Consider the following 20,788-nt stretch of genomic DNA (forward strand, 5'->3'; position numbering starts at 1 on the left):
ACCATCAAAAGTAATATGCTCATAGACTTCATCACTGACGATATATATTTCTTTGTCTTGGATCAATTCAGCCAAGGTATCCAAATCTTCCTGAGTCCAGACATAGCCGCATGGGTTGTGGGGCGTGTTGACCATGATCAGGCGGGTTTTGTCAGTAATTGCAGATTTCACTTTGTTCCAGTCAACTGAAAAGTCCGGCAGTCGAAGAGAGACATATATAGGGATTCCTCCATTCAATACAACCGCAGGTGCATAACTGTCATAGGAAGGTTCCAACAAAATCACCTCATCTCCAGGTCTGACCACAGCAGTCACCGCTGCAAAAAGTGCTTCCGTAGCACCTGAAACCACCGTAACTTCAGATTCGCCATTGAAATCCACACCGTATACCGATTTGGTTTTTTCGGCAATTCTTTGCTTGAAGACAGGCACTCCGCTCATGGGGGCGTATTGGTTATAACCTTCACTGACATACTTGTCCACCAGATCATGGAGGTAGGGAAAACAATCAAAACCCGGAAATCCCTGTGCCAAGTTGATTGCATTGCAATCGGTGGCTAGTTTGGACATGACAGTAAAAATGGTCGTACCTACATCTGGAAGTTTGGAAGAAATCATATTGTTTTTGGCTTTTTCAATGTATCAAAAACATAAAGTATGTAACCTACAAAGATTATCCCCAATCCAAAAAGGCTTTCTTTTGGACGGTCATAAAGCATGAAAACCATTACCCAAAGGCTAAAAACAATATAAATTATTTGCAGCCATGGACGGAATGGACTTCGAAATCCTGTTCTGCTTTTGAGCCGGAGAGAAGCCGCAATGGTCAATGTACCCATTACCTGAAGAACAAACCCTGCATACAACATGATCGACTCAAAAGATCCGGTAAACATTAGCAGCAAACTGACAAAAGTATTGAACCAAATAGCACGGACAGGAATTCCATTTTTGTTTGTGATGGCCAATGGTTTCCAAAATGTATAATCTTTGGCCATGGCATTGGTAATTCTGGGACCAACCCAGGTATAGCCGCTGATAGTAGCAATCAATTGTATTCCTATAAAAAGGCTCACCCAAAAAACTCCTTGGGTTCCGAAAAGATTCCCAAACGCCAGGGTTGCTACCTGAACTTTTCCCTCAAGCTGATCAATAGAAGCATGCTTCAAAAACACAAGCTGCAGCAATACATAAACGACCATCACCAAAAATGCCGCAAAAACCAGCGCTTTGGGAAGACTTTTTCTTGGTTCATCTATCTCCTCCACGATGTATGCCGCGGAATTCCATCCGGTGTATGCATAAAAAACGTAAATCAGAGAAACAGCAAATCCCGGAGCTAAAATCTCACCTTTCCAGGAATCACTGAAATCAAAACTGCTTTCTGCCAAAACTGAAGCGAAACCAAAGCCCAATCCAATAAGCACAAAAACAAAAAGCAACTTTACGCCGGTTAGAAAATTATGAACAAGCCCTGATTGGTTGACTGAAAAAGAATGAAACAGACCCATCATCAAGATAGCCCCCATTCCTATTGCTTGGCTATTTTTGAACCCAATCAACGGCTCCCAGTATTTAACCATGGCCATGGCCGCAATGGATATTGGTGCCGAAAAACCCACTGTCAAAGAAACCCAGGCATAGAGGTAACCTGCTGCAGGATGAATGGTCCTTGAAAGGAAAATATAGTCTCCTCCCGACTGTTTGAAATGTGTCCCAAGCTCCGCATAGACAAAAGCCCCGATCAATGCCATCACCCCCCCTATCACCCAAAGGAGGACAATACTCCAGGTATTTTGGCTATCTACTACCTGAAAACCTAGACTGGTAAATACGCCTGTTCCGATCATATTGGCAATCACCAAGCCTGAAGCAGTTTTCCAACCGATTTTATTTTTGATGTTCATTAGCAAAGCCTGAAGTTCCTTTTCAACAATTCACTTTCACTAAATAAACCAGAATTCTCGAATTAACATCAAATCCGGATTATCCAAAAATCTGAACTCATCACAAGACCGATTTTAGACCGGCTAGACTTTTTCAAATGAACCTATTCAAATGGTTTTTCAGCCTTTTTTTAACTACTTTTGCGGCACTTCGATGAAATAAGAATTGAATAAAACCCAGAAAATCCAACTATGAGAGATATAAAATTGGTCGAGGTCAGGTCAGAAATAGCAGCCGGAACAAGAGGTGCAAGCCTTGGAATAGATGCCCTCAAAATCGCCAGCCTTGACAAAACCTCGGATTTCTTCACCCGATTTGATCCGATCAATGTCCCTGATGCCAATAATTTCCTTTGGAAAGGAAACAAACACCCAAATGCCAAATACATCGATGGCGTCTATCAGGTTCTGAAAAATGTCTACAGCACCATTGAATCCCTGAGACTGGAGAAACTGTTTCCGATTGTATTAGCGGGTGACCATTCCACTGCTGCAGGAACCATCATGGGAATCAAAGCTGCCCATCCCGAAAAAAGACTTGGCGTGGTCTGGATCGATGCACATGCAGACCTCCACACCCCCTTTACAACTCCTTCGGGAAACATGCACGGAATGCCTTTGGCGATGTGCATTCAGACTGACAATAGAGACTGCGAAGTCAATCAACCTGCTGAAGAGACGCTTCAGTATTGGGAGAAAATAAAAAAAATCGGTGGAGATGCACCAAAAATCAAAGCAGAAGACATCGTCTTTATTTCTGTACGAGACACCGAGACACCTGAGGATTTTCTGATCAAAAAATACGGTATCAAAAATTTCTCTACGGAAGAAGTAAGAAGCCTCGGAATTACCAAAGTCGCGGAAGAGGCTCTCAGCATTTTGGGCAATTGCGATCAGATTTACATATCCTTTGATGTGGACAGTTTGGATTCATCGATTTCTATGGGAACCGGAACGCCTGTTGCAAATGGATTGACAGTAAAAGAAGCCCTTGAACTCAATACAGAATTGATCAAGGACAAGCGGGTTTGCTGTTGGGAAATCGTCGAAGTGAACCCGACCCTTGATTCCGAAAACCTGATGGCCGAAAATGCCTTTGATATCCTTGAAGCTACCACCAAGTCATTGGTGGATCATTTTTAGGGTTAAGGGTAATTTGGTTATTGGTTATTTGATTAATAAAAGGATAAAATTTAAAAACTGAGAAAGAGATACTAAAACCAATCTATGGCCACAGTCTCAAATCTCATGTCTCACGTCTCATGTCTATTCCATGAATATAGAACAGAAAATAACAGCTACTATCCAACAAGCTTTTTTGGAGCTTTTTGGGCATCATGCAACTCTTGAAGAACTTGCCCTTCAACCCACCCGAAAGGAATTTGAGGGGACTTTCACCTTTGTGGTTTTTCCTTTTTTGGAAATCACCAAACTCAATCCCGGGGCTTCCGGCACCAAAATCGGAGAATATCTAGTCACAAACTGTGAGGTGGTATCCACTTTCAATATTGTCAAAGGCTTCCTAAACATCTCTGTCAGCGAGACTTCTTGGTTGGATATTTTCTCAAAGATCTATAGCAACCCCCATTTAGGCCAACTGCCTGCAAACGGGAAAAAGGTAATGGTGGAATACAGCAGCCCCAATACCAACAAGCCCCTTCACCTCGGACACCTGAGGAATAATTTTCTTGGGTATTCGGTTGCCGAAATATTAAAGGCCAATGGCTATGAGGTAATCAAAGCCAACCTGGTCAACGACCGTGGTATTCATATCTGCAAGTCCATGGTCGCTTACCGACACCATGGAAACGGAGAAACTCCAACATCAAGTGGATTGAAAGGAGACCATTTGGCAGGAAAATATTATGTGATTTTTGACAAAGAGTATAAGAAGGAAATACAAAAGTTGGTAGCTGAAGGCCAAACGGAAGAGCAGGCCAAGAAAAATGCACCCTTAATGCTCGAAGCCCAAGAAATGCTGAGATTATGGGAAGCCGGTGACAAAGCCGTCGTCGATCTTTGGAAAACCATGAACGGATGGGTATATGAGGGTTTTGATGCGACTTACAAAAAAATGGGTGTTGATTTCGATAAGTTTTATTACGAATCGGACACCTATCTTTTGGGAAAAAATATCGTAGAAGAGGGATTGGAAAAGGGTGTTTTCTTCAAAAAAGAAAACGGTTCTGTATGGGTGGACTTATCAGCTGAAGGCCTTGACGAAAAACTTGTCCTAAGGGCAGATGGCACTTCGGTCTATATTACGCAGGACATGGGGACTTGCGAATTGAAATACCAGGATTTTCATTTTGACAAATCGGTCTATGTGGTCGGCAACGAGCAGGACTACCATTTTGATGTATTGTTTAAGATCATGCGCAAACTTGGCCGTCCTTACGGGGATGGTTTGTACCACTTATCCTATGGTATGGTGGATTTGCCTACCGGAAAGATGAAATCTAGGGAAGGTACTGTGGTCGATGCGGATGACCTCATGCAGGAAATGATCGATACAGCCGAAAGCCACACCAAGGAGTTAGGCAAAATAGATGGATTCAGCACAGAAAAAGCAGCCGAACTCTATGAAATATTAGGAATGGGCGCTTTGAAATATTTCCTGCTCAAAGTGGATCCAAAGAAAAGAATGCTTTTCAATCCTCAGGAATCCATAGAATTCCAAGGCAATACCGGTCCATTCATCCAATATTCCCATGCTAGGATCGCATCGATTCTACGCAAAGCGGATCAGATCGGGGTAGATTACACCAATGCGGGATTTGAAGGATTGGACAAACTTGAACCTGCAGAAAGGGATCTGATCGTGGTATTAAATGAGTTTGAGAAAAAAATCATGGCAGCAGGAGAAGAGTACTCACCTTCCGTTTTGGCACAATATCTATTTGAACTGGCAAAAGAATACAACCGATTCTATGCAGAATTATCTATCTTCCATGAAAATGATCCCAAGGTCCAATCCTTTAGAATTGCAGTTTCTGCCATCACCGCCAAAACAATTCGCAAGGGCATGCAGTTATTAGGAATTAAAGTCCCAGACAGAATGTAATATGAAAAAAATCCTAAGCACTTTTGCAATCATCGCTTTAGCCTTCACAGGCTTTATCCAAAAGCAACAACCAGCCAACAATGTACCACTAGATCAAATGATGATGGAAAATTCCTTTTATGATTTTAAAATGAAAGACATCAATGGTCAGGAAGTGGATTTCTCCCAATTCAAAGGAAAGAAACTACTTTTGGTAAATGTAGCCTCAAAATGTGGCTATACCAAACAGTATGAAGACCTCCAGAAACTTCATCAAGAACATGGCGATGAAGTGACGATCATAGGTTTTCCTGCCAATAACTTTGGAGGTCAGGAACCGGGAACCAATGAGGAAATCAAAGAATTCTGCTCTTCTAAGTTCGGGGTCACCTTTATGATGATGGACAAAATATCTGTAAAAGGTGATGACAAAGCCCCTCTTTACAAATGGCTTTCAGACAAAGACCTGAACGGATGGAATGACAAGGAGCCTACATGGAACTTCTGCAAATATTTCATCAATGAAAAAGGTGAACTTGTGAAGTTTTTTGCTTCTTCAGTGAAGCCGATGGATGAAGAAATTCTCCAGTTGATAGCTGAATAAAAAAATATTTATTGTGAGAATCAGACCTGTTTTCCTTCCGGAAACAGGTCTTTTTGTTAGTTTTGGATCAAAATCAAAAAGTGGAAGTCACCTTATCCAATAAAAAGCAAGCATGGATGCATGCCATCCGGCTGAGAACCCTGCCCTTGGCTTTGTCCAGTATTTTAATGGGTTCATTTTTGGCAGCATACCAAGGGGAGTTTCGCTTTTGGGTGTTTTTGATGGCTGCATTGACCACAGTATTTCTTCAGATCCTTTCCAATCTTGCAAACGATTATGGGGATAGTATCCATGGTGCAGACTCTGCAGATCGGGAAGGCCCCATTAGGGCTGTTCAGTCAGGCATCATCAGCTTGGGAGAAATGAAGAAAGCAATGATTTTATTAGGAGGTCTGTCACTTGTCTCAGGGTTGGCTCTACTTTATATTTCTCTACAGGATTGGAAGATTTTTCTGCTGTTTTTGGGTTTGGGAATCGCAGCCATCTTAGCAGCGGTGACTTATACTTCAGGCAGTAAGCCTTATGGATATGCAGGGTTAGGTGATATTTCAGTCTTCTTGTTTTTTGGTTTGTTGGGTGTGATCGGTACGTATTTTCTACATTCACTTTCCTTTGATTGGAGTATCATTTTTCCGGCTGTATCACTTGGATTCTTCAGCACATCTGTATTGAATATCAATAACATCCGGGACATTACGGCAGATACCAAAGCTGGTAAAAAATCCATTCCCGTCCGTGTAGGGCGAAAAAAAGCGGTCATTTACAATTGGATGCTGATTCTTGGTGGTAATTTTTCATTGGTGGTGTTTGCGATCGCTAACCAGACTTTAGGATGTTTGTTTGCCTTGGCTACCCTTCCTATCATGGCTTCGGTTGGAAAGTCTGTGGCATCAAAAACCGAAGCTAGAGAACTTGATCCCTATCTTAAAAAAATGGCAATTTCAACCTTGTTATGGGTAATGGCTTTTGGTTTTGGAATATTATTTTTTAGATAAAATGAGTTAGTTCCGTTAAGGATTGAGGTAATTTTTGTATTTTCCAGCATCAATAAACACCCTATAACATGAAAACAATTCTCGTTCCTTATGATTTTTCCAAAGAAGCAAACTTTGCTTTTGAATTTGCCACCGAATTGGCAAAAAGGACAAAAAACAAATTAGAGCTCCTTCACGTCATCGAGCTACCATCTCCGCAGAGTTTCTCTACGATAGGAGAAGTGGGTGCCTTTAGCAATGAGTCAAGTCAGATTTTTATGATCGAACTTATTGAAAAGAGAAAAAAACAGCTGGCTGCTCTTGAAGAAGAATTTACAGACGCAGGTTTTAAGTTTGAGACAAAAATGGTTTTTGGAAATCCTTTTGCAGGAATTTCAAAGGAAATAGTAGATGCCAAAGCGGACATTGTAATTATGGGCAGCAAAGGCTCCTCAGGCATGGAGGAGGTTTTGGTAGGAAGCAACACTGAAAAAGTAGTGAGACATGCTTCCTGTCCGGTCATCACTGTCAAAGGTCCTATCTTCGTTGACAGCATCCAAAAAGTGATATTTGCAAGTGATTTCAATAATGTCCCAAGTGAGGTAATAGACAGATTGAAAGCCGCCATTAACACAATTAATGCGAAGCTTCATTTAGTCAAAATCAATACCCCTTCGATGTTTGAAAGTACAAGGACTTCCATGGAAAAAATGAAAACCTTTGTGGAAGATTTTGAGATAGAAGCTGCCTCCATGCAGGTGTACAACAGCACTTCAGAAGAGGAAGGTATCCTTGAATTTGCCGATGATGTCAATGCCGATATGATCGCTATGGCTACCCATGGAAGGACAGGATTCCTTCACCTGCTGAGCGGAAGTATTGCCGAAGATGTAGTCAATGCTGCCCAAAGACCGGTATGGACTATGAAATCAAAAAAATAAAATGTCAAAAAAGACCAACAACGATTGGAAGAAAAGAGACGGAGTGGTCTATTCTACCAGCAATGATTTCACTTTCAGTTTTGGAGGAGACAAAGAGGAAGAAACTCTTTCTCCGCAAAAACAGAATCTAAAAGTCTTGCTGGACAAAAAGTCTCGTGGAGGAAAGCAGGTTACTTTGGTAGAGGGATTTGTCGGGACGGATGAAGACCTCAAAGAACTTGGCAAAATCTTGAAAAGTAAATGTGGAGTCGGGGGAAGTGCCAAAGAGGGAGAAATCCTGATCCAAGGTGACCATCGAGACAAAGTACTTCAGATTCTGATTCAAGAAGGCTACAAAGCCAAAAAAACCGGAGGATGATCTTTCAATAATTTCCAATATTGCACCAAGCTTTGAATCAAGGCTTGGTGTTTTGTTTCAAACCTATCCATCGAAAATGCGCAATAGATTTTTATATTTTTTTGAAATGAGCTTGTTGATTCCGGTTTTTCCTATCCTATATTTCAAGGGGAAAAAACTTCTGTCCAATATGGTCTCGCTTCCTCCGAGAAGTGAGTTTCTAAAAATCACAAGCGATAATCACAGCACCCATATACTCATAATCGGTGAGTCCACTGCTGCCGGCGTTGGGGCGACAAGTTCTGAAAGAACCTTTGCAGCGCAGATATTCGAGCATACTAAAGGAAAATTCAACATTTACAATCTTGGGAAAAACGGATTACGGACTGGAAATCTTTTTGATTTATTCAAAAAGTCCGAAATAGAAGTGTCCCAATCCTTTTCAAAAGCCATCATTTTAATTGGGGCCAATGATTGTTTTAAATTTACCCCGCCATGGAAATTCAGAAAGGAAATAGAATCATTCATCCTGTTTTTGAAAGATAAAAAAGGAGTGGAAAAAATCATCATCCCCATGATCCCGCCTGTTCAGGAGTTCCCACTGATCCCTGGAATCAGGCGTTTTTTCTTGGGATGGCACAGGGATTTATTATCAAAAGAACCGCAACTTCTTGAAAAAAAAATCTCAAATCTCTCATTTGAAAATCAGGAAACCGAAACCTCTGAGGCATTTTATTCAGAAGATGGTATTCATCCTTCGGACTTTGGTTATGAACTTATTGCTTCCCATATCGCTTTGAAAATTTAAATAAAGAAGAAGCCAATTAAATTTGACAATCCATTTTCCATAAGAACAAACAATGAAACAATTCATTGCAAAATTTGCGTTGGTAGTCCGAGACTATGACGAAGCCATCGCATTCTATACCAATAAGCTCCACTTCCAATTATTGGAAGATACCCATATGTCTCCGACCAAAAGATGGGTACGGATAGCACCTCCCGGCTATGAAAGTGGGCAATGTGAAATACTGTTAGCCAAAGCGGCTGACGAATCCCAAATAAAGGCCATCGGCAATCAGAGTGGCGGGCGGGTGTTTTTATTCCTTTATACAGATGATTTCGAAAGGGATTACCAAAATCTCCTCGACCAAAACATCAAAATCTTCCGTCCTAAAAGCAAGGAACCTTACGGGACTGTTGCTGTATTTGAGGATCTGTACGGTAATCTTTGGGACCTTATCCAACCGGCCTGATGATTGTAAACCGGCAAAAAACCGCCAAATTTATTTCCGTCATTGGCCATCCTTTGCTGTTAGGGAATGCCTATGTCATTTTTATGTCATTTCAGAACCTTGAAAGGAATACTGCCATCCTTGTATCCTTGCTTGTCATTTCCCTTGTGGCAGTGCCGATCATCTGGAATAATTTGAGAAAAATGAAAAAGGGGGAGTACACCAACTTTGACGTGTCTGACCGAAAACAAAGGATGGGCTTCTATCCTTTTGCAATCAGCCTTTTCGTGATTTTGTTGTTCGTGTTTTGGATATTGGATTTTCCTGTGGAAGTCATTCACCAAACCCTCGTGTTTTTTGTGATGGTACTGATAATGGCTATGGTCAATTTCAAAATAAAAGCTTCCATGCATGCAGGAATCGGATTTTATATTGTAGTGAATATTTTTGGAATTGGGATTTTACAGGGTTTCATTACCTTGATTTTTGCATTGGCGGTATCATGGTCAAGGTGGGAAATGAAAAGACACGATACCATGGAGCTGGTAATTGGCTCCTTTATTGGAGTAATTTTCGGCTTGATCGGACTGGTTGTATAAAAATTTCCTTTAGGGATTTTCTTTCAAGATTAACTGAAAAAGATGTAATTCCTCCCCTTCCAAAAACCGAAAAGGGCTCAAATAAAGGAACCCTAACTTTTTTAAAAGTCTAATCGATAACATATTGTCCGGAAGGGTGATTGCCTGAAAAATAGTAATATTTAGAGACTCCCTAGAAAACTCCAAAACCTTTTTTGAAGCTTCAAAAGCATATCCTTTTCCCATATATTCCGGTAGGAAAGCAAAACCCAAATCGGGATGTTTCAAAGACTCCCTTTTGAGTAGACCACATAAACCGATTGGGGTTCCAAGATCTTTCAGCGTGGCTTTATAAAGACCAAAACCATTTTCTTCATAACTTTTCCAAGGTCCATTTTTCAGATATTCCATTCCTTCTTCAGTGGTTTTGACCCCACGGTCACCGATGTACTTCAGCCAACCAGGACTGTTGAGCAGTTCAATTATAAATAGTAAATCCTCCGCATCTAATTCTTTTAGGAGTAGTCGTTCTGTTTCAATGGGAGTATTCATTGATTTCAAGTGGGAGTAAAAGGCCAATAAGTCTCCAAAATAAAAAAAACCGGGCTCAAAATTGAAAAATCAATTTTGAGCCCGGTTTTTTTGAGATTCAATTACATTATTTATCAGGCCGGCATACTCGGTCTGACTTCTATTTTACTTGGGAGAGTCCTTGGATTCATATGCATCAAATCCACTACCATTTGCCCCAAATCCTCAATCTGAATCTTCCAGGCATCCTTTTCATTTGGCTTGTGGTTATTGAAATAAGTAGCCACTGAACCCGGCATGATGGTCGTAGCCCGAACTCCAAGACCGCGAAGATCCAACATTGCCGCTTGGGTAAATCCTGTCACCCCAAATTTACTGGCATTGTATGCCGATCCATTAATAAAGAAATTGGTTCCGGCCAATGAAGATATAGAAATGAAATAACCTTTAGAGGCTTTCAATCCATCCAATCCTGCTTTTAAGCTATAGAATACACCTGTCAGATTGGTGTCGATAGTATCATGCCATTGCTCCAAAGTCATGTCTTCGATCGAGGCAAAAAAACCTACACCGGCATTGGCAACCAAAAGGTCCAACCTGCCCCATTTCTTCATGACAGCTTCAACTGCTTTTTGCTGGGATTCAAAATCCCTGACATCAGCTTTTATTCCTATTGCTTTCCCCTTTCCGGATTTATTCAATTCGTCCGCTGCCTCATCTGCACTTTTTTGTGAACGGCTTGTAATAGCTACATTCATCCCTTGCCCCATCAAAGCGGCAGCAATCCCGTAACCGATCCCCTTGCTTCCGCCGGTGATCAATGCTGTTTTGTTTTCAAGATTTTGCATGGTCATATTTGGTTTAAAAATAAATTGGTATGCATTAATAGAACCCCATTTGGCTATTGGAGGTTCAAATGAGCTATTTGGATTTGGCAGTAGATGCCAAAGATTAAATCATATTTTATACCCTATTCCGTTGATTTGAAAAAAGTATTTGTCATCCAAAAAAAAGAGCGGGTAATCGGTCTCGAACCGACGGCCTTCAGCTTGGGAAGCTGACGCTCTACCAACTGAGCTACACCCGCTTACTTTCTTAAATTTAAGGACAATTTCACAAAGATAAAATCCGATTTTTAGCTTTTACAAAGCTATTTTTTTTGATTGGATTGAATCGGATTCTGAATTATCATTAATACATTACCAACCCAGCCAATTGGAAAGATATCAACTAAGCCAGGTGGCAGAATATCTTACAGACAGTTTTTTTAGATCTATACCAATTCCAGCGCTTGTGCAAGGTCATCTTTCAGGTCTTCCACATCCTCAATTCCCACACTGAGGCGAATAAGTGAATCAACCAAGCCGACTTTTTCCCTTTCGGCTTTTGGGATACTTGCATGTGTCATAGTAGCCGGATGGCCACAAAGTGATTCTACTCCACCCAATGATTCCGCCAAGGAAAAATAGTGCATGCTCTCCAGTACTTTGATCGCATCTTCCAATTTATTGCCTTTGATCACAAAAGAAATCATACCGCCAAAGCCACGCATCTGCTTTTTGGCGACTTCATGGTTGGGATGGGTTTCGAATCCCGGCCAATATACCTTGTCCACTTTTGGATGTGATTTTAAAAAATGTGCAATTGCTGCCCCATTCTCGCAATGTCTTTCCATTCTGATATGGAGGGTCTTGATTCCTCGCAATACCAAGAAGCAATCCTGCGGCCCAGGTGTCGCGCCACATGCATTTTGGATAAAAGCCAATTCCTTTGCCAATACATCGTCATTCACAACCAATGCACCCATGACAGTATCAGAATGACCTGCAATGTATTTGGTAACCGAATGCATGACGATATCCGCACCCAAGTCCAATGGATTTTGGAGAAATGGCGTTGCAAAAGTATTATCCACAGCAAATAAGATCTTGTGCTTTTTCGCAATCTTTCCGATTTCATCTATATCGATGATATTCATCATCGGGTTGGTGGGTGTTTCGGCCCAGATCATCTTGGTGTTTTTGTTGATGCAGGATTCGATGGACGCAGGATCTTCCATAGAAATAAAATGAAATTTGATGCCATACCGCTCAAAAACTTTGGTAAAAATCCTGTAAGTCCCCCCATAAAGGTCATTTGTACTAATAACCTCATCGCCCGGATTTAGCAATTTGACCACGGCATCGATGGCCCCCAGACCAGATGAAAAGCACAATCCATGCTTTCCGTTTTCCAAAGCAGCAAGATTTTTTTGCAAAGCGTCCCTAGTCGGGTTTTGTGTTCTTGCATATTCATAGCCCTTGTGAACCCCCGGAGATTTTTGGACATAGGTGGAGGTCTGGAAAATCGGGGTCATGATGGCCCCTGTGGATGGATCCGGCTCTACACCGGCATGGATGGCTTTTGTTCCAAATTTCATATTTCTGCTGTCTAATTTCTTTGGGTTTAATTCCGAAGTTTTGGTTTTCTTTACGCTTCAGTGGCTCAAAGATGGAAAAAAAGCGAGGCATATTCAAGGAATTCCAATCCGCTTACAGGATTAATCCTGCAGTAGCATTGGGCCTCCTTTGGGTATCTGTAATGCCCTCGGTGGGAAGTCTGACAGGAGTACCTTTAGCGGTCAACTATTCCCAATTTCTCCAGGACCTTGATTTTTCTATCCCATTGGTTGGCTTGGTATATCTCGTATCTGTCACCTTGCTCATGGGCTTTGCCCTTATGCCTACGACCTTATTGGCAGTGCTTTCAGGATTTTTTTTTGGTATGGAGGCATTTCCACTCTTGTTTTTGGGATATAATTTTGCCGCTGTTTTGGGATATGCTTGGGGAAAAAGACTTGGAGGGGAAAGCCTTTATCTTATTTTGGACAAGTACCCCAAAGCCAAAAACATGATAGAGAGCAAAAGAAACAGGATAGGGGAATTGGTTTTCTTTGGCAGACTTAGTCCCGTTATTCCATTTGCTGTTTCCAATTTGCTTTTTTCTTTGCTCCATGTGGGATTAAAAAAATTGTTGATTTTTGGAAGTATCGGAATGTTGCCAAGAACAATTATTACCTTTTGGGCCGGAACGCTTGGTTCAGATATTTATGGTGCGATCAATCAGGAAGGTATTTCTGGAAAAGCCTGGATTTTCATGGGGCTTTTGGCTTTGAGTTTTTGGGGAATTTGGCGGTTTTTTAAAAGAAAATAAGAAAAACCAAGCTTCATTCAATCCCCTCTTGAAGAGAAATCCCTAAATTGATTTTCATTCATGTAAAAAAACCTGATTTTTATACAAACCATAGCTGTTTGTCCCAATAGTTTCCAATTAAATTTACATATTAACATTAATGAATAGTCATTTACAAATTACCAAAAGTGTATGCGAAAAATCGGATGTTTTATAATTGCATTATTATTGGTCTATAGCGCCAATGCGCAGGACAGTACCTTTGATGCAAGAGCGGTGGTCCTTTTGGACCGAATGAGCCAGGTCATCGGCGACCTTCAGTCATGTAGTTTCAGCTTGAAAACCGGAGTAGATGTATCTGATCCTATGAAAGGAATCATCAGAAACTATTCTACTCATGATGTTTTTTTCAAAGGTCCGGACAAAATGCATGTCCATACCAAAGGTCCGAGAGAGGAATTTGCGTATTGGTATAACACTGATATGTTGATGTATTACTCCTTTACCGGGAATACCTATGGTTTTATCGAAACCCCCGACAACATCATTGAAACCATTGACATGGTCAATGCAGACTTTGGGGTAGATTTTCCGGCCGCGGATTTCTTTTACCCTACATTTACAGATGACTTATTGGAGTACAGTGAAAGTATTTATTATCTAGGTCTAGTCAATTATGATGGGAAACAATACCACCATATTGTAGCCAAAGGAAGTGATAAACATATTCAGATTTGGATCACCAATGATACATTTGCCCTACCTGCCAAGTATGTGATCCATGAAAAAAAGGATGGAGAGATGCTTCAATTTGAAGGAATATTCCTCAATTGGAAATTGAACGCTGACTTACCTGATGCCATTTTTGACTTTGTGGCTCCAGAAAATGCAAGAAGAATTAATTTCGTTTCAAAATCATCAACTTATTGAATTGTAATCCCATGAAGATGATCCAAAAATATTCAAAATTTGTAGGCATTGTTATTTTGATGCTTTTCCTAGCTATAAATCCAGACGGTCTTTTGGCTCAAAGGATGAGCCATGGTGGTGGAAGCAGAGGGGGCGCTGCACCTAGAGGAGGAGCTTCTGCTTCTAGGCCAAGTGGTGGAGCCGCCGCAAGACCAAGTACTGGTTCTGCATCAAGACCAAGTGGTGGGGCAGCTTCCAGACCAAGTGGTGGAAGCTCTACAAGGCAGGCAACTCCTCCCTCAAATCGAAGCACACAACCTGCCAACAGACCCTCAACAGGGTCTTCTTCCCAAGGCTCCATCAATGGTGGCGCACAAAGATCACCCGACAGAAACGTCAGCAGTGGTCAAGCTAACGGAGACAGGTCAATCAATTCTTCACGTCAAAGCAGAGACCAAGTTAGCAGACCAGGGGCCGAGTCAGCAAGCCAAGGAAGTGCATCTGGAAGCAGAGCGGGAAACAGAGAATCTGACAGAACAGGAACTGCAACCGGAACCAGACCTTCCAATCGTCCTGATGGAGGAAGAAATCCAGGAGTGGGAGATGGAAACAGGCCAGGGGCAGGAAACGGAAACAGACCGGGCGGAGGTAACAGACCAGGAGGCGGAAACAATAATATCAATATCGGGAACAACAACAATATAAATATCAATGCCCAAAGAAATACAGTGGTAAGGGTCAATGTAATGAGTCCCATGATGATGCGACCACCTTTTATGTGGGGAGGTATGCGGGTTTTTGCTTTCCATCCATTTTTCTTTTTCCCTTTCAGACCATTCTTTTGGGGTCCTATGTGGCATCCTTGGGGATTTTGGATGCCTATGCCTCCTCCTCAAGCCCAAGTGGTCAACGTTACCAATGTCACCAATGAAACTAATATTACTAACGTGACTAACGTGACCAATGTCGTCAATGAATTCCAATATGCAGATGGGGTATTTTACCAAAAAGATGATGAAGGTTGGGTAGTGGTACCGGCACCCATTGGGGCGGAAGTGAGTTCTATTCCGGATAATTACGAAATAGTCAATTTGGAAGATAATGAAGTCAACTATTATTGGGGAGGAGCATTTTATGAAAAAACCTCCAATGGCTATGTAGTTGTTCCCCCTACCGCCGGAGCTTTAGTGGAAAATCTTTCCGAAGGAGGAGAAGAAGTGAAAATTGGAGATAGAACACTCGTCAGGTATGGGGAAACCTATTTTCAGCCTGTACAGGTCAATGGCAAGAACATGTACGAAATTGTATTTTTGGAATATGAGGAAGAGGAAGGTTGATAAATCTTAAATCCCCTATTTTATAATAAAAATGCCTATTTCTGATCAGAAATAGGCATTTTTAATTTAACTGTTTTTAGTTCACTGTTCGGGCACATTCAAAATACAAAAAAATAAGAAGGTAATTTAAGTCCCTCTTTTCTTTTGAATTTCATTATCTCAATAAATACATTTTTCCATATCCCTGTTTGAAAGCTTTGTCACCTGCAGTGCCCCGGAGTTCCACGAATTGCCCATCCTTGCGAACCAAAACCCTGTAGATATATACCCCATTGGCCAATTGATCTCCGAATTCATCCCTTCCATCCCAAGCGAAATCACTGATGTTATTCCCTATCCTGATTGGGCCGAGTTCATCCTGAAGAATTTCACGGACTACCCTTCCAGACACGGTCATGATCTGGATTTTGATCTGGTCCGGCACTTCGTTTCCTGTTACTGTAAACACAAACCTTGTACTGCTGCTAAACGGATTTGGGTATGGATAGAAATTCGTGATGGTGGACTCATTTATTACTTCAAAGTTGATCTCATAAGGTTTGTCTACGCCCAAGTCCTCCGTCATGACGCGCAGGGTATAAATTCCGTCTTCCAAAGGTCCCGGACGGAATTCCACTTTGAAGCTACTGCTCTCTGTCGCTTCAGTCCAAGTTACCAAAGGTGAAGAGAAGTTGATTTTTTCAAATTGACAGTTCTCGCAAGGTTTCTTAAGGAATATCTCCAATCCCAAGGTGTCCTTTTTGAGGATTAGGGATTTATCATTCTTGAGAATCGAAGTAATCATCACTGTAGGAGAAACAATATCTCCGTCCAGGATATAGACCCCATCAAAATTAACGTCCAAAATGGCATTGTTTTGATCAGGAACCACATTAAAATAAGTCCCAAGATTGATAATATTATTCCTGAAAGTCTGCTCCAGGATTATCCTTGGATTGGCAAATACCTCCACCTGAATATCCCCACCATTTCCAGTTGAATTGAACTCAATATTGAATCCATACTTTTCGCCGGATTTGACAGCAGGGATTTTTCTGGAGAATTTCTCAAATTTCTTGGACGTGGTATTGTTAAACTCCCACTCTACCAACAAAGAATCCATAAAATCCATTTGGGAAATGTTCACAAATTCAAAGCTGAGGTTTACTACCTGACCTTCCTGCAAGCTCAATTTTTCCTCTTTTCCATTGAAAATCAAGACTCCTTCAGGTACACCTGTATAATTTACCTGCCATTTATCCAAGTAAGAAGGTGCGGTAGAAAGCTCATCTTCCATGGCATACTTTAACCGCAGAAAAGGAAATAAAGCCGGATTGACACTCGAGAGGTCAATCTCACCATCCTGTACTTCATTGAAGAGCACTTGTTCTTCCCCGTTTGGTTTTACCCCGATCACATCAAAATAAGCCAGTTCTTCATTGAACCAATCTCTTGCATTGACCTGATTAAAGAACCGCTTCCATTCAGATGAAGGCCCAATCCTAGGTGTGATGATGCTACCAGAAGAAAGATAGCCTTGTATTTCGGTTTCAAATTCAACGATTTGCTGATTTGTCTCCAACTCGATATTCTGTTGTGAAACAACCTCCACAGCTTCTCCTGGCCTCATCCCTTTTCTGCCATAAAGAATATAAGGATCGCCGTTTTTCAAGTTTCTAAGCACTGCTTCGTTGGCACCGATTTCTTTCATTTTTTCAAAAACAGCATCAGGCCATTGTTGATAAGTTACATTTCCCACAGAGAAAATCACCACATAATCCCCTTCTTTGAGACCGTCAATATAGTCTAGCAGCATCCTTTGTCCAGGTTGGGTAATCCATGCATTGCGCACAGATTGAATTACTTGGGGCACCCTGCCACAACTCCTGCCATCCAAAATATCAAATCCCGGAACCGGAATCACCAAAAAAGGCGTCAGGGATCTTTGCTCAAAAGCCACCAAACCCAAAGACCCATCAGGACATAGTCTTGAGTTGGCATTGTTGACATTATCGATAATATATGGAACACCCTGAAGGTAGAATTGGGTATTTCTGAAAGTCAAACTGTCGGTTTGGTTACCAAAGGTGAATACACCGATATCCAGTTTGGTATCCTTGTATTTCCACTGACGCTTTAAAGGATCTATTTCAAGATTATTGAGCTGATTGGTTTCTAGCTGAGGAAGTTTTCTTTGAATCCATCCTTCAGGTCCATCGGAAATGAAAGTGAAACTTCCTTCTGTCCACTCCTGACTTTCACCTTCCCGAGGATCCAAAAACCTTGACCTCCAATAAAATGTAGCTGAGTCCCTTTGGGGGATGTTTTGGAACAAACTGACATTCCAGTTAGCCAAATTGGAGGTCGTAATTCTGGTTTCCCTCCTGATAGCAGAGGAAAAATTGGCTGCCGAATCGAGTTGAATGACGAGGTTTCTGGGTTCTACAGATTTGCCCGGAATCTGTGCGACTAGATTGATTTCAGTTGCATTTACAATCCCAAAATTTTCAGGGATTAGGTGAATAGTGCCGCTTAGTGGGATGAATTTGGTCACTGTGACGGCATTGTTGCCAAATGTCATCTCTGGAATTACTCTCGATGGATTGATTTCCAAAGTGAAAATATTGTCCCCAAAGGCTTGGATTCCTGTATTCGGAATAGTGAAGTCAATGGTATCTTTTCTGTATACCGCAGGAATCCTGACCAATGGATAATTGATCTGGGTACCGTCAGGCAATCTTCTGGAGACTTTGAAATTAAGAGAATCCAAATCTACCCTACCGATATTTTTTAGGACGAAAGAAAATTTAAGAGAATCGGCCAATGCATTGAAAGTCTCCCCTCCGAAGCTTCCTAAAGTCACATCAGGCTCTACAACAGAATAATCTGCTTTATTTGCAGGGAAAAGCCTTACCGCAGGATCACCCAACATGACGAGCTGTTCAGCATGTGACCTGTTGACCGGAGAGGAACCATACCGATCAAAAAACCACTTCTCTGCTTCTCTCCTCACAATGCCGACTGGTTGGTAAATGGTAGTAGAATCAGAAAATGCCTTGATATAGAAAGATTCGCTATACCTCCTCAGGTAGACATCTACACCTATATTGGCATGTGCCATGAAATTCGTTGCTCCTTTATTTGGCGTCAAAACCCAATCCTCGCCAAAAGTATAGGCATTCCCAAAGGAATTACCTGCATCACAGCCGTTCAACAACAACATAGGATATTTGCCCTTGTTGGCATATCCCAGTGAAGGATCAGATGCAAAACCGATTTCGATGTCAATAAAAGACGGAGATCCATGACCGAAGAAAGTAACCAAACTCGCTCCCCTATTGAGATCTCCAGAAATATCAATCAATTCAATCGTAGAGTTGGACCTTTTACGATAGGTAGTGACATTCGCTCCCATAAATGGACCTTCAATGATATTCTTGAAGCCATTCAAAAAGTTGAAATACCTGTTCAGCTCAAATGCTGAAACACCCCCACTGAGGTGTACCACTTCTTTTTGCCAATCCTCTGTTACTCCAAGGGCATCTTTTTCCTTTACTTTATCAAGGTAGGCAGCCACCTGATTCGGGTTTCGGGCAGGGATTCTTCCGATAGAAATAGCAGCCATACTCGGATTTTCAGGATCGAGCTTCATCGTATAATTGTTGTCAGCATAAGGATATCCGGCAGGCGGGATAAGATCCTGAAACTGGAAAACAGAAGGATTTTGTCTGTAGAAATAATTCACTCCATTGGATCTTGCCGTAGAAAAAATTCCCATTGCCCGACCTATCATGAGGAGAAAGTCAGGTTTGTGGATAGGATAATATGCCCTCAGGAACTCATATACCGCCAAAGGTGTCTTTTCTCCAAAAGTAAACTGATTATAAAGATCATCGATATTGACCACCAAAGTATCATATCCTCCTCCTTCAGGGGAAGCCCTATGGGCCGCATGGGCTTTGACAGGATCTGCGTAGGTAGAAGAGGGTCTTCTCAGGGTCTTATGTGACAATACAATGTAATCTGCTTTTTGGCTCAGAAAATTCCTAAACTTCACAGGTGTCATGGTGGCAATCCTGTTGATGTTCAATTGATTTTCTACCAAAATTTTACTCGGTCCTCCTGCGATACCCGCGACAAAGCTTACCTGATTACCGGCTTTGGATACGGGGACAATGCTCGGGTTGACAGGATCAGATACTTCCAAGGCTAGGTAATCCGAAAGCACGTTGCCTATTTGGATCCGGCCATTTTCAGCTCCGGAAATAAAAATCTCCTCTGTAAAATCTCCATTGGCTATCACCTTGGGGTATGTCAGCCTGAGATAGGCAATAGAAACATTGTCAGTAGCCCCAGGACCGGCAGATGCGACCCGGATGGCAATCGATCCATTTGCGCTAAAATCAGATGGCAAAAGCCCGACGATTTGGTGGATTGCCTGATAATTTGAATAATCATAGGAAGCCACTTGTCTTAAATTGCTTGAATTTGGCCCCACACTGATGATGGAGGTGTGGAGAGTTGGAGACCTTCCGGTAAGTCCTAATTCCAACTGGACATTCCCGATAGCCGGTATTTGACCTAGGTCGGAAAGAATAACTGTTCTGGGATTATTTTTGGTGATGGCAGAACTGACCCATCCGCTTCCCTCTTCGAAATCCGTGAGATAAACACCGGGACTGTATATCTGTCCAAGGTTATAATTTTCTGAGTAGACAACCTGTCTGATGGTTTGGTAATTGGTCTGCAAAGGAATCGAAGGGTCTGTTCCCTGTCTTCTTGCCATCCTTTTTCCCTGAATATTCGGAGACAAAGTCAGGAAGAAAGCAGTGGTGTCATTATGGATATTATACATAGTGTTTCCCAAATGGGAAGGGTTAGTATAAAATTTTACATCGAGCGTACCATCATTCCTTTTGCCATAAAAATCAATATAATCCGCCGGATCAAATTTACCGTCTTCCTGTCCCTGTACATAAATCGCCACTTCTTCACCCCGGTGAAAAATTCGGATATTGCGTGGATCTATGACATTGGGATTGATCCCGGAGGAGGAAAGTGAAGTGAAATTAAGCCTGTAAATCCCATCTGAGGAAGTCGGGATTTTATAATAGGTCTGGTCAAAGTCTATCCATTCACTTTGGGCTAAAGCCAAAGTAGAAAATAGCATTGCTGCCACCGAAAAAAAGATTCTTCTTACCAT

Annotated in this window: 18 protein-coding genes and 1 tRNA gene; 12 read left to right on the forward strand and 7 right to left on the reverse strand. The window is 41.6% G+C overall.

All coding sequences use genetic code 11. The features are described from left to right. A partial coding sequence (locus tag ACZFYI_RS01225; RefSeq protein WP_462522300.1) for an aminotransferase class I/II-fold pyridoxal phosphate-dependent enzyme occupies positions 1-618 on the reverse strand: 618 nt, incomplete at its 3' end. Beyond that, positions 615-1,907, reverse strand: coding sequence for an APC family permease (locus tag ACZFYI_RS01230; protein ID WP_462522301.1), 1,293 nt, complete (start codon positions 1,905-1,907; stop codon positions 615-617). The genes ACZFYI_RS01225 and ACZFYI_RS01230, both read right to left, overlap by 4 nt. Positions 1,908-2,138: 231 nt before the next feature. On the opposite strand from ACZFYI_RS01230, the gene ACZFYI_RS01235 reads away from it, so the two are divergent. The 9 genes from ACZFYI_RS01235 (at position 2,139) to ACZFYI_RS01275 (ending at position 9,679) form a co-directional block, all read left to right on the forward strand. Next, entirely contained in the window at positions 2,139-3,089 is a 951-nt protein-coding gene (locus ACZFYI_RS01235) for an arginase (protein WP_462522302.1), read from the forward strand. Between the two features lie 130 nt (positions 3,090-3,219). Next, entirely contained in the window at positions 3,220-5,010 is a 1,791-nt protein-coding gene (gene argS, locus ACZFYI_RS01240) for an arginine--tRNA ligase (RefSeq protein WP_462522303.1), read from the forward strand. Between the two features lies 1 nt (position 5,011). Further along, the gene (locus tag ACZFYI_RS01245; protein WP_462522304.1) at positions 5,012-5,593 is read left to right on the forward strand and encodes a glutathione peroxidase; all 582 of its coding nucleotides are present in this window, start codon (positions 5,012-5,014) and stop codon (positions 5,591-5,593) included. A gap of 80 nt (positions 5,594-5,673) precedes the next feature. Then, positions 5,674-6,588, forward strand: coding sequence for a 1,4-dihydroxy-2-naphthoate polyprenyltransferase (locus ACZFYI_RS01250; RefSeq protein WP_462522305.1), 915 nt, complete (start codon positions 5,674-5,676; stop codon positions 6,586-6,588). Positions 6,589-6,656: 68 nt separating this feature from the next. After that, positions 6,657-7,508, forward strand: a complete 852-nt coding sequence (locus ACZFYI_RS01255; RefSeq protein WP_462522306.1) for a universal stress protein — start codon at positions 6,657-6,659, stop codon at positions 7,506-7,508. Position 7,509: 1 nt separating this feature from the next. Continuing rightward, positions 7,510-7,866, forward strand: a complete 357-nt coding sequence (locus ACZFYI_RS01260; protein ID WP_462522307.1) for a translation initiation factor — start codon at positions 7,510-7,512, stop codon at positions 7,864-7,866. A 76-nt stretch (positions 7,867-7,942) separates the two neighbouring features. Beyond that, positions 7,943-8,653 carry an SGNH/GDSL hydrolase family protein gene (locus ACZFYI_RS01265; RefSeq protein WP_462522308.1) on the forward strand — a complete coding sequence of 237 codons (711 nt, stop codon included), beginning with the start codon at positions 7,943-7,945 and terminating at the stop codon, positions 8,651-8,653. Positions 8,654-8,705: 52 nt separating this feature from the next. Continuing rightward, a complete protein-coding gene (locus tag ACZFYI_RS01270) occupies positions 8,706-9,101 on the forward strand; it encodes a VOC family protein (protein ID WP_462522309.1) in 396 nt (131 codons plus the stop codon). Then, complete coding sequence (locus ACZFYI_RS01275) at positions 9,101-9,679, forward strand: hypothetical protein (RefSeq protein WP_462522310.1); 579 nt, start codon at positions 9,101-9,103, stop codon at positions 9,677-9,679. The genes ACZFYI_RS01270 and ACZFYI_RS01275 overlap by 1 nt, the downstream gene beginning before the upstream one ends. 9 nt (positions 9,680-9,688) lie before the next feature. Here ACZFYI_RS01275 and ACZFYI_RS01280 read toward each other — a convergent pair whose 3' ends face one another. The 4 genes from ACZFYI_RS01280 to ACZFYI_RS01295 form a co-directional block, all read right to left on the reverse strand. Continuing rightward, on the reverse strand, positions 9,689-10,210 hold the full coding sequence (locus ACZFYI_RS01280) for a GNAT family N-acetyltransferase (protein WP_462522311.1): 522 nt from the start codon (positions 10,208-10,210) through the stop codon (positions 9,689-9,691). A gap of 113 nt (positions 10,211-10,323) precedes the next feature. After that, positions 10,324-11,037 carry an SDR family oxidoreductase gene (locus ACZFYI_RS01285; RefSeq protein WP_462522312.1) on the reverse strand — a complete coding sequence of 238 codons (714 nt, stop codon included), beginning with the start codon at positions 11,035-11,037 and terminating at the stop codon, positions 10,324-10,326. A gap of 166 nt (positions 11,038-11,203) precedes the next feature. After that, positions 11,204-11,276 (reverse strand) — tRNA-Gly (locus ACZFYI_RS01290). A 186-nt stretch (positions 11,277-11,462) separates the two neighbouring features. Further along, entirely contained in the window at positions 11,463-12,608 is a 1,146-nt protein-coding gene (locus tag ACZFYI_RS01295) for a cystathionine gamma-synthase (protein ID WP_462522313.1), read from the reverse strand. A 71-nt stretch (positions 12,609-12,679) separates the two neighbouring features. Between ACZFYI_RS01295 and ACZFYI_RS01300 the strand changes: the two genes are divergently transcribed. The 3 genes from ACZFYI_RS01300 to ACZFYI_RS01310 all read left to right on the forward strand — a co-directional run bounded on the left by ACZFYI_RS01300 (position 12,680) and on the right by ACZFYI_RS01310 (position 15,606). Then, complete coding sequence (locus tag ACZFYI_RS01300) at positions 12,680-13,381, forward strand: TVP38/TMEM64 family protein (protein WP_462522314.1); 702 nt, start codon at positions 12,680-12,682, stop codon at positions 13,379-13,381. 171 nt (positions 13,382-13,552) lie between these two features. Beyond that, complete coding sequence (locus ACZFYI_RS01305) at positions 13,553-14,290, forward strand: DUF2092 domain-containing protein (RefSeq protein WP_462522315.1); 738 nt, start codon at positions 13,553-13,555, stop codon at positions 14,288-14,290. Positions 14,291-14,301: 11 nt separating this feature from the next. Further along, positions 14,302-15,606, forward strand: a complete 1,305-nt coding sequence (locus tag ACZFYI_RS01310) for a DUF6515 family protein (protein ID WP_462522316.1) — start codon at positions 14,302-14,304, stop codon at positions 15,604-15,606. 154 nt (positions 15,607-15,760) lie between these two features. On the opposite strand, the gene porU2 is transcribed toward ACZFYI_RS01310, so the two are convergent. After that, on the reverse strand, positions 15,761-20,788 hold the full coding sequence (gene porU2, locus ACZFYI_RS01315; RefSeq protein ID WP_462522317.1) for a putative type IX secretion system sortase PorU2: 5,028 nt from the start codon (positions 20,786-20,788) through the stop codon (positions 15,761-15,763).

The organism is Aquiflexum sp. (genome assembly GCF_977115555.1).